Annotated in this window: 12 protein-coding genes; 7 read left to right on the top strand and 5 right to left on the bottom strand. The window is 66.0% G+C overall.

What is annotated here, in order from left to right:
• The 4 genes from F8K16_RS04160 to rpmG all read left to right on the top strand — a co-directional run.
• Positions 1 to 1088: DEAD/DEAH box helicase (locus F8K16_RS04160; protein WP_294947348.1), on the top strand; the 1088-nt coding region annotated here is incomplete at its 5' end.
• A gap of 39 nt (positions 1089 to 1127) precedes the next feature.
• Complete coding sequence (locus tag F8K16_RS04155; RefSeq protein ID WP_294947346.1) at positions 1128 to 2414, top strand: APC family permease; 1287 nt, start codon at positions 1128 to 1130, stop codon at positions 2412 to 2414.
• A 113-nt stretch (positions 2415 to 2527) separates the two neighbouring features.
• Positions 2528 to 2764: a 50S ribosomal protein L28 gene (gene rpmB / locus F8K16_RS04150; RefSeq protein ID WP_294947344.1), complete on the top strand. Its 237-nt coding sequence runs from the start codon at positions 2528 to 2530 to the stop codon at positions 2762 to 2764.
• A gap of 11 nt (positions 2765 to 2775) precedes the next feature.
• On the top strand, positions 2776 to 2931 hold the full coding sequence (gene rpmG, locus F8K16_RS04145; protein ID WP_294947341.1) for a 50S ribosomal protein L33: 156 nt from the start codon (positions 2776 to 2778) through the stop codon (positions 2929 to 2931).
• Positions 2932 to 3529: 598 nt separating this feature from the next.
• Here rpmG and mtnN read toward each other — a convergent pair.
• Genes mtnN through F8K16_RS04125 form a run of 4 tightly spaced genes read right to left on the bottom strand, consistent with a single transcriptional unit; the run spans position 3530 to position 5635 of the window.
• Entirely contained in the window at positions 3530 to 4219 is a 690-nt protein-coding gene (gene mtnN / locus F8K16_RS04140) for a 5'-methylthioadenosine/S-adenosylhomocysteine nucleosidase (RefSeq protein WP_294947339.1), read from the bottom strand.
• Positions 4216 to 4737, bottom strand: a complete 522-nt coding sequence (gene luxS, locus F8K16_RS04135; RefSeq protein ID WP_294947337.1) for an S-ribosylhomocysteine lyase — start codon at positions 4735 to 4737, stop codon at positions 4216 to 4218. Before luxS ends, mtnN begins: the two co-directional genes overlap by 4 nt.
• Positions 4738 to 4762: 25 nt before the next feature.
• Complete coding sequence (locus F8K16_RS04130) at positions 4763 to 5191, bottom strand: hypothetical protein (RefSeq protein WP_294947335.1); 429 nt, start codon at positions 5189 to 5191, stop codon at positions 4763 to 4765.
• A 3-nt stretch (positions 5192 to 5194) separates the two neighbouring features.
• Complete coding sequence (locus tag F8K16_RS04125; protein WP_294947333.1) at positions 5195 to 5635, bottom strand: hypothetical protein; 441 nt, start codon at positions 5633 to 5635, stop codon at positions 5195 to 5197.
• Positions 5636 to 5674: 39 nt separating this feature from the next.
• Between F8K16_RS04125 and F8K16_RS04120 the strand changes: the two genes are divergently transcribed.
• Both F8K16_RS04120 and F8K16_RS04115 read left to right on the top strand, forming a co-directional pair.
• Positions 5675 to 6658: an iron ABC transporter permease gene (locus F8K16_RS04120; protein WP_294947331.1), complete on the top strand. Its 984-nt coding sequence runs from the start codon at positions 5675 to 5677 to the stop codon at positions 6656 to 6658.
• Positions 6651 to 7424, top strand: coding sequence for an ABC transporter ATP-binding protein (locus F8K16_RS04115; protein WP_294947329.1), 774 nt, complete (start codon positions 6651 to 6653; stop codon positions 7422 to 7424). Before F8K16_RS04120 ends, F8K16_RS04115 begins: the two co-directional genes overlap by 8 nt.
• A 4-nt stretch (positions 7425 to 7428) precedes the next feature.
• Here the strand turns inward: F8K16_RS04115 and F8K16_RS04110 are convergent, their stop codons facing one another.
• Positions 7429 to 8934, bottom strand: coding sequence for a diguanylate cyclase (locus tag F8K16_RS04110; RefSeq protein WP_294947327.1), 1506 nt, complete (start codon positions 8932 to 8934; stop codon positions 7429 to 7431).
• A 149-nt stretch (positions 8935 to 9083) separates the two neighbouring features.
• Between F8K16_RS04110 and fliS the strand changes: the two genes are divergently transcribed.
• Positions 9084 to 9481 (top strand): flagellar export chaperone FliS (fliS, locus tag F8K16_RS04105; protein WP_294947325.1); only part of this gene is annotated, 398 nt, incomplete at its 3' end.

The following is a 9481-nucleotide window of genomic DNA, read 5'->3' as shown; positions in this document are numbered from 1 at the left end:
CGCGCAAGCTGTTTCTCGCCCCCACCCGGGAGCTGGCCCAGCAGATCCAGCAGGAAATCCAGCGGCTGGGCCGCCACACGCCCTTTCGCAGCCAGCTGCTCATCGGCGGCGTGGCGCTGCAGCGCTGGGCGCGCAACGATGTGCCCCACATGCTGGTGAGCACACCGGGGCGTCTGCTCACCCTGCTGGAGGCGGGCGAAGTGGAACTGGACGGCATCGACCTGCTCGTCATCGACGAGGCCGACCGCATGCTGGACATAGGCCTCGGCCCCGACGTGCTCGCCATTGTCGAGACCATGGCCCATGAATTTCAGGCGGCGCTGTTTTCCGCCACGCTGGCGGGCGAGGGCATCGACACCTTTGCCGAAGCGGTGCTGGACGACCCGGTCACCATTCAGCTGGCCGACCCGGACAGCACCAGCGAACAGGTGCAGCAGTGCGTCTTCCACGCCGACAACGCCGAACACAAGCGCCAGCTGCTCAGGGCGCTGCTGACCGACCCCGCCTGCCAGCGGGCGCTGGTGTTCACCAACCGCAAGCGCGACGCCGAGGCGCTGGAAAAATGGCTGCGGGAACAGGGCCTGTCCACCACGCTGCTGCACGGCGACCTGCCCGCGCCCAAGCGGCTGGAGCGCATCGCCGCCTTCCGCGACGGCCGCCGCAGGGTGCTGGTGAGCACCGACCTGGCCGCCCGCGGGCTGGACGTGCCCGACATCACCCACGTGATCAACTTCGACCTGCCCCACCGGGCTGACATCTACATCCACCGCATCGGCCGCACCGGCCGTGGCCAGCGCGTGGGCATCGCCTGCAGCCTGGTCACCTTCGACCAGTACCGTCATCTGGAACGCATCGAATACCGTCTCGGCCAGTCCCTGCCGGTGGAAGAGATCGACGCCCTGCCGCTGAAAGGCGCCCCGTTCGAGGAGCGCCTGCGCGAGCAGCGCCGTCGCCTCAAGCAGCTCAAGCGTGAGAAAAGGCGCAAACAGGCGCAGAAACCGGCCAGAAAGCGCAAAGTGCGTCACAGGGACCGCAAGAACAAGGGCAGACCCCGCTGGCTCGGGGCGCGCCGAGACACGACTTCGTAAAAATGGGGGAGACCCCGTTCATCGGACGCAGAAGACATCATGCAGAACCATTCCAAAGCCTTCGGCGCCGTCAGCGCCGCCATGCTGGGCGTCGGTGCCATGGTGGGCGCCGGCATCTTCATCGTCATCGGTCAGGCGGGCGCCATCGCCGGCAACCTGGTGTGGGTCAGCTTCGTGCTCGGTGGCCTGCTGGCGCTGGCTTCCGGCTACTCGCTGGCGAAGCTGGCGCTGCGCTGGCCCTCCCGTGGCGGACTGGTGGAATATCTCACCCAGCTGTTCGGCGAAGGCCCCTTCTCCGGCACCGGCGGCGTGCTCTTCTATCTGGCGCAGGTGATCGCCATGGCCGCCGTGGCCAAGGCCTTCGGCAGCTACGGCAGCCAGCTGTTCGGGCTGGATCACGGCTTCGAGAACCTGCTGGCGGTGGGCATCGTGCTGCTGTTCGCGCTGATCAACACGCTGGGCGCCAGCTGGGTGTCCCGTTCGGAAAACCTCATCGTCGCGGTCAAGCTGACCATTCTGGTGGTCTTCACCGGGCTTGCGCTGGTGAACATCGATCCGAGCCGGCTGGCGCTGAGCCAGGCACCGCCGGCCATGGGCATTCTCTACGCCGTCGGGCTGACCTTCTTCGCCTATCAGGGCTTCAGCCTCATCTGCAACACGGTGGAGGACATGGACAACCCGCAACGCAACATGCCCCGGGCCATCCTGCTGGCCATCGGGCTGGTGGCGGCCCTCTATGTGGCGGTGAGCGTCGCCGTGCTGGGCAACCTATCGCTGGATGAAGTCATCAAGGCGCAGGACTACGCCCTGGCCGAGGCCGCCCGCCCCTTCCTCGGCGATCTGGGCTTCCGGATCATGGCGGTGGCCGCGCTCATCTCCACCGCCAGCGCCATCAACGCCACCCTCTATGCCGCCACCGAAATCACCTACGTGCTCATACGCGAAGGCGCACTGCCCGCCCTCTACCGTTTCCACCGCTTCGAGTCCATGGAGGCGCTGTGGATCACCACCGGACTGACCATCCCGCTGATTCTGCTGTTCGACCTGTCCGGCATCACCCTGCTGGCGGCGCTGAGCGTGCTGGTGCTGCAGGGGCTGGTGCACTTCGGCCACATCTTCCACACCGACCGCACCGGCGCGCGCAGGCTGCCGGTGGCGCTGGCGGCAGCGGGCATGTTCATCGTCGCCTGGCTGACCATCGACTGGAGTCATAAGGAGCATCCGTGGCTGGCGGCGCAGCTGCTGGGCCTGTTCGCGCTGGCCTTCGCCGCCGAGATGACCCTCTACCACCTGACCGGGCGCACCCTGCGCAAGCAGACAGCCTGAAAAACCCCTTGCGCGTCAAGGGGCAAACATGCATAATTCCCCGTTCTGTATCTGGCTGCCGCGCCGAACGAGTGTCTGCGCCGCAAGAATTCAAGCGTTGAGAGGAATTGACCATGTCCAAGGTTTGTCAAGTGACTGGAAAGCGCCCCATGACGGGCAACAATGTGTCGCACTCTCACCGTAAGACGCGCCGTCGTTTCCTGCCCAACCTGCACACGCACCGTTTCTGGGTAGAGAGCGAGAACCGTTTCGTCAAGCTGCGTGTTTCCGCAGCGGGCATGCGCATCATCGACAAGAAAGGCATCGATGCTGTGCTGGCGGAGCTGCGCGCCCGTGGTGAGAAGGTCTGAGGAGAAGCATCATGCGTGACAAGATCAAACTGGTATCCACCGCTGGCACCGGCTACTTCTACACCACCACCAAGAACAAGAAGAACATGCCCGGCAAGTTCGAGATCAAGAAGTACGATCCGAAAGCGCGCAAGCATGTGATCTTCAAGGAAGCCAAGATCAAGTAATCCTACCGGATTGCTGATCCCCCGAAACCCGGCCAACCAGCCGGGTTTTTTATTGCCTGCCGACCCGTCATGGACGGGGTCTCCCCCGTTTTTGCAGAGCCGCGCGCCAGCCACCCTCGACAACGACAGCTTTTTCCAGCTGATGGGCAGAAAATCGGCCGTTTTCCGCCCTGAAACGCTCCGGTGATGTGAACAGGAATTCCAGTCCGATAGAACTGGTGCGGGAAACGGGGTCTCCCCCATTTTTGTCAGGCGCCTGTCACCTGCGCCAAAAACACGACCGAAATGAATGGTGTCAATGCCCCGGTTTGGGCGAAAACGGCTCCCATGTTGGAAACGGGTGCGTCAGGCGAAACCTGTAAAAGGATGCTCTCCGGTTGGTAGTGTGCCGTTCGGGCACGGCGTCACGCGCCTTCTCGCCCCGTGCCCAGAGTGTGCGGCAGGGGCACGTCTCACACCGCAATCAAGTCCGTCTCCGCTGTCCGTCCGGCAACGGGGTCTCCCCCATTTTTGCCGGACGACTGTCTGCCGCGCCAAAAGCGGAAACGAAAAAGGCCGCGAGATGCGGCCTTTTCGGGCATCTGGAGACGTTTTCCGCCTACAGGCGGCGCAGGGTGTGCTCGATGAGCCGGGCGGCCTGTTCGGCGGCGGTGTCGAGAAACTGCTCGAAGGTGACCACGTTCTCCTTGCCGGCAATGTCGGACAGGGCGCGGATGATGACAAAGGGCACGGCGAACCGGTGACAGGTCTGAGCGATGGCGGCGGCCTCCATCTCCGCCGCCAGCATGGCGGGAAAACGCTGGCGCACCCGCGCCACATCGTCCGGCTCGTGCATGAAGCGGTCGCCGCTGGCGATCAGGCCGCTCTTGTGGCGCACGCCGATTTCGTCGGCGGCATGGCGTGCGGCCTGCACCAGCTGATGGTCCGCCAGAAAGCAGGCAGGCTGACCCGGCACCTGACCGGCCTCGTAGCCGAAGGGGGTGACGTCCACGTCGTGATGGCACACCTTTTCGCCGATGATGAGGTCGCCCACCTCCAGCTCGGTGTCGAAGCCGCCGGCGGAGCCGGTGTTGATGACCGCATCGGGTGCGTAGTCGTCCAGCAGCAGGGTGGTGGCGATGGCGGCGTTGACCTTGCCGATGTCGGAACGCACCAGCACCACATCACGCCCGGCCAGCCGCCCCGCATAGAAGGCGAAGCCGGCCTTTTGCGTCTCGCGGCAGTCTTCGAGGCGGTCACGCAGGCGGGCGACCTCCTGCTCCATGGCGCCGACAAGCCCGATGGTCATACCGGGTTCCCCAGCTGGCGCAGCTGTTCGGTGGTCAGGGCCAGGTCTTCGTTCTTCATCACGCCGATGCCCCGTTCCAGCACGGTTCGGGCGATGTCATGGGCCTCGTCCAGCGAGTGCATGCGATAGCTGCCGCACTGATATTCGTTCAGCTCGGGGATGTCTTCCAACCGTTTGACGTTGAGCACATCCTCCATGCTGGCCTTCCACGCCTCGGCCACGCGCTGTTCGTCGGGGGCGCCGATCAGGCTCATGTAGAAGCCGGTGCGGCAGCCCATGGGAGAGATGTCGATGATCTCCACATCATCACTGTTGAGATGCTCGCGCATGAAGCCGGCGAACAGGTGCTCCAGCGTGTGGATGCCGCGCTCGCCCATCATCTCCTGATTGGGTTTGCAGAAGCGCAGGTCGAACACGGTGATGGTGTCCCCGCAGGGGGTCTTCATGGTCTTGGCCACCCGCACGGCGGGGGCGGGCATGCGGGTGTGGTCCACCAGAAAGCTGTCCAGAAGCGGCATGGGTCTTCTCCTCGGGTTCAGAATGTCACAGGTTGCTGTCGGTCACTTCCCGATCCAGGCGCCAGCCCTTCTCGGTGCGAATGAATTCATACACGGCGGTCTTCTCATGCACATCACCCACCTTGAGATCACCGACGCTCATCTTGATGGCACCGATCACCAGCCCGGCGGCCATCTTCTCCAGCGGCGGGCGGCTGTCGTTCTCCAGTTCCCGCAGGGCCTGATCCGGTGTCTTGACCACCTCCATGACCAGATGCACCTTGGCCTGATAGTGGCGGTCATCCGGCTTGAAGCCGTTGAGTTTCTCCAGCTTCACAACCCTGAACATGCCCAGGGTGTCCTGCTGAACCTTCGCGTCGATCTGATCCATCATGGTCTGCCGGCTCGGCTCGGCATCCAGACACCCCGCCAGCAGCAGAACGGGCACCAGCCAGACAATGCGCAACAGCCGCATGGGTCAACCTCCTTCACTGTGTCGAATCAGGCCCACCACCGACCACTGGCCGGTGTCAGGGTTGCGTTCCACCAGCGCGCGCAGCCGGGCGGTGATCTTGCGCCCCGGCTCAGCGCCGCCCATTGAGAGAATGCCCTTGATGCGCCCGCGCGCCTCCAGGTTCTGCGGCGTCTCCGGCAGCGCCTTCAGCGCCTTGCGCAGATCCCTGGTGACCACCGCTTCCAGCGTCACGTCATAGACGCGGTGATCCGTGTCATTGAGGGTGCTCTCGGCCGGCTTGAGGGCCACTTCGTCCAGCTCCAGCCAGCGGCCATAGGCCTTGGCGAACTGCTCGCTCACGTAGCTTTTGATCTGCGCCGGATCCGGCCCGGCTGAAGGGGGACGGTTGCAGGCGGCCAGCACAAGCATGAGGCCGATCAAAGCGATTCTGACAAATGCGGCCATGGCAGGCTCTCCGAATGATTTCCGCTATTATACGGTGTCATGATCGCCCACTCCCCCACACCGCTGCGCTGGCTCGTCCTCCTTGTGGCCGGACTGCTGGCGCTGGTGGCCAACCTGCTCACTGGCGCCACCCCCGTGACCGAGCTGCTCGGCGGCCTCATGGGCCACGACCCGCTCAGCTGGCAGATTTTCATGGAACTGCGCCTCCCCCGCGCCCTGCTGGCGCTGGCGGTGGGCGGCCTGCTCGGCTGGGCCGGCATGGCCATGCAGAGCCTGTTCCGCAACCCGCTGGCCGATCCGGGGCTGGTGGGCGTCTCCGCCGGTGCCGCCGCAGCAGCCGTGCTCGGCATCGCCCTGCTGGGGCTGGGGCTCTACACCCGAGGGGTGGCCGCCTTTGTCGGCGCACTGGGCGTGCTCGGCATCATCTACGCACTGGCCACCCGCCATGGCCGCACCGACCTCGGCTGGATGCTGCTGGCCGGCATCGCCTTCAACGCCATCGCCTCCGCCCTGATCGGCCTCAGCCTCTATGTGGCCAGCGACGAGGCGCTGCGCCAGCTCACCTGGTGGCTGCTGGGCAGCTTTGCCGAAGCCCGCCTGCCCATGGCGCTGGGCGCACTGGGGCTGCTGGCGCTGCTGCTGGGACTGTCTCCCGCCGTGAGCCGGGGGCTGGACGCCCTGCTGCTGGGGGAGGCGAGCGCCTGGCAGATGGGCGTGCCCGTGCAGCGGCTCAAGACCCTGCTGCTGCTGCTCACGGCGCTGGCGGTGGGGGTGAGCGTGGCCACCAGCGGCATGATCGGTTTCGTGGGGCTGGCAGCCCCCCATCTGGCCCGCCTGCTCACAGGCAGCCTGCACCGCGCGCTGGCGCCGGCCAGCGTGCTCATCGGCGCCCTGCTGGCGCTGAGCGCCGACAGCCTGGCCCGCCTGCTGGCCCAGCCGGCGGAAGTGCCGGTGGGCCTGCTGCTCTCCGCACTCGGCGGCCCCTTCTTTCTGTGGCTGTTGCTGAGGATGCGCCGTGTCTGAACTGTTTGCCCTCACAGACCTGAGCTGGCCCGGCCGCTTCAGCGGCGTCACCCTCACCCTGGAGGCGGGCGAGCGGGTGGCGCTGCTGGGCCCCAACGGCGCCGGCAAGAGTTCCCTACTGCAGGCCATGGCCGGACTGGCCGCGCCCCTGCGGGGCAGTCTGCGTCTGGCGGGGCAACCGCTGCATGCGCTGCCACCCGAGCAGCAGGCCCTCCATCGGGCGTGGCTGCCGCAGCAGACCGACGCCCCGCCCGCACTTACCGGTGAACAGCTGCTGGGGATGGGTCGCCTGCCCGGACAGGCCCATGACGCCGACAGAGTCGAACAGATCATTGACACGCTGGAGCTGGCGCCCCTGCTGCCCCTTCCGCTGGGAACCCTCTCCGGCGGCGAGCAGCAGCGCCTGCAACTGGGACGGGTGCTGGTGCAGAGCTGGGCGCTCAGGGTGGATCACCCCCGCGCCCTGCTGCTGGACGAAGGATTGAACGCACTGGACGTGCGCCACCGCATGCGTCTGCTGAACGCGCTGACCGACTGGTGCGACACGGGCGCGCTGAGCGTGGTGTGGATCAGCCATGACCTGACGCTGGCGGCCCAGTGGGCGCAAAGGGTCTGGCTGATGCGGGCAGGCCAACTGCTGGGGGAGGGTCGTGCGGAGACGCTGACGCGGAAAGGCCTGCTGACGCAGGCCTTCGACTGGCCGCTCACCTGGCGGGAGTGTGACGACATGGCGCTGCTGCTGCCGGCGCAGCAGCCCGACGCCTGAGAAATCAGGCCACGGCGTGCAGCTGCAGATAGCGGCCGAAGGCGTCCGCCGGCAGCCAGCCCTGCCAGGCCTCACCGGCGCCCAGCTGCACGCCCATGCGGCTGAGCAGCTGGCGCTGACGTTCGTCACGCACCTCGTCGGCCATCACCGGCACGCCCAGCCCAGCGCCGAGGGCCGCCACCGCCCGCAGCCAGCGGGCGCCGTTACTGCTGGCCAACTGCCGCTGCACCCACTCGCCGGAGAGCACCAGCTGATCCAGCGGCGCCCCGTCCAGATGATCCGGATGGGCCAGCAGACCGCCCACTTCAGCCAGCGCCAGACGGAAGCCGGCCTCATGCAGGGACTGTAGCGCCTCGATGGCCTTGCGGTCGAGCCGCTCCACGGCATCCAGCGCCACACGCAGCACCAGCTGCTGCGGCCGCACGCCATAGCGGCCCACCCGCTCGGCCAGCAGAGCGCCCGGCTCCGACTCCATCAGCAATGCCTGATCCAGCGGCACCGCTACGGTGAACGCCTCCGGCAGCGCACTCCAGCTGCTCAGATACCAGGCGGCGTTGTCGATCATCCACAGGGCCACGGAGTGGTTCCACTGGCTGCGGTGCAGCAGGTGCTTCCACTGCTCATACCACACATGCCCTTCCGGCCCGCCTTCCCAGGCCACATCCAGCTGGGCACTCCGGATCCGGCCATCCGCCAGACTGATCACGGGGCGGAAGTGCACCGCCAGCTTCTCATGCTCCACATCCACATCGAAGCGGGTCTGCAGTCGGTCCGGTGCCGCCTCCGGCAGGGCGTCCACGTCCTTGTAGAAACAGAACTGCTTGCGGCCACGGTGCTTGGCCACATAGAGCGCCTGATCGGCCCGCTCCATCAGCTGGTTGACCGTCTTGCCGTCCCGGGGATATTCGGTGATGCCCACGCTGGTGGACACCTGCACGGAGCGGCCATTGACCCAGTAGGGCCGGCTCACCTCGGTGATCAGACGGCGGCTGATGGTCTCGATGATCTCCTGGTCCACCACATCCCGCAGCAGGATGACGAACTCGTCCCCGCCCAGACGGGCCACGAAGTCATAGTCGCGCACGCTGGAGACCAGCCGCGCGGCCACCAGCCGCAGCAGCTCGTCGCCGGCGGCATGGCCATAGGTGTCATTGATGGGCTTGAAGCCGTCCAGATCGAGAAACAGCAGCGCGAACTCCGCCTGCGCGCCTTCGGCATCCTTGAGGGTCTGCTCGATGGTCTGGGTGAAGTAGGCCCGGTTGGGCAGGTGGGTCAGCGCATCATAGTTGGCCTGACGGAACAGCTGTTCGGTGCGGGCGCGCACCTGCGCCTCCACCAGGCCGGCCAGGGACGACTTCTGCAACAGCCACTCGGGCAGGCGACGCAGCCAGCCGGTGAGGCGGTAGCGCCACAGGCGGCGCTCCGCGCCCTGATGCTGGCGCAATGCCGCATCCAGCCTGCGGCGGCGGTCTGTCATTTTGCCGGCGGTGTCAGAGGTGATGGTATTCATGACCGGGTCCCCCGTGTGTCAAATTTCCGACGCCCCGTGGCGCCCTTCGCCCGGTTTTACGCAAGGTACGTGCCAAAACTGTTTCTGGCACGGCTCGTGCTATTCGACACCTGCAGAGAAAACTTTAGTCACACACAAGGGAGCGCGTCATGAGCACACAGACCACAGCCACACCCCGTGAAAAACCCCTGCTGAAGCCCTACTGCCGCGACGAACAGTTCGAGCGCCACATGGCGGAGAACCCGCGTCATACCGTCATGCTGCTGCTGCAGGGCGCGGTGGACAAGGGCAACCTGGCAAAAGTCTGCCACCAGTCCGGCGCGTGGGTGGAAAAAGGTTTCCACCTCGGCCGGCTGACCACCATCATGGACGCCCTGCGCGACCGGCTGCACTTCACCAAGGACACGCCACTGGCCTACGATCTTGAGGAGCTCTACAACTATGTGGACCAGTGCGTGCAGGAAGCGGTGCATGAGAAGGACACCTACTATCTGGACACCGCCATCGACATCATGACCGAACTGCGCGATGCCTGGATGGAGATGCT

The sequence above is a fragment of the Sulfurivirga sp. genome (assembly GCF_015490265.1).
In the GTDB taxonomy this organism is placed as follows: Bacteria; Pseudomonadota; Gammaproteobacteria; order Thiomicrospirales; family Thiomicrospiraceae; genus Sulfurivirga.
Note: the sequence above shows the minus strand (reverse complement) of the source record. Positions and strands in the feature narration are given on the sequence as shown.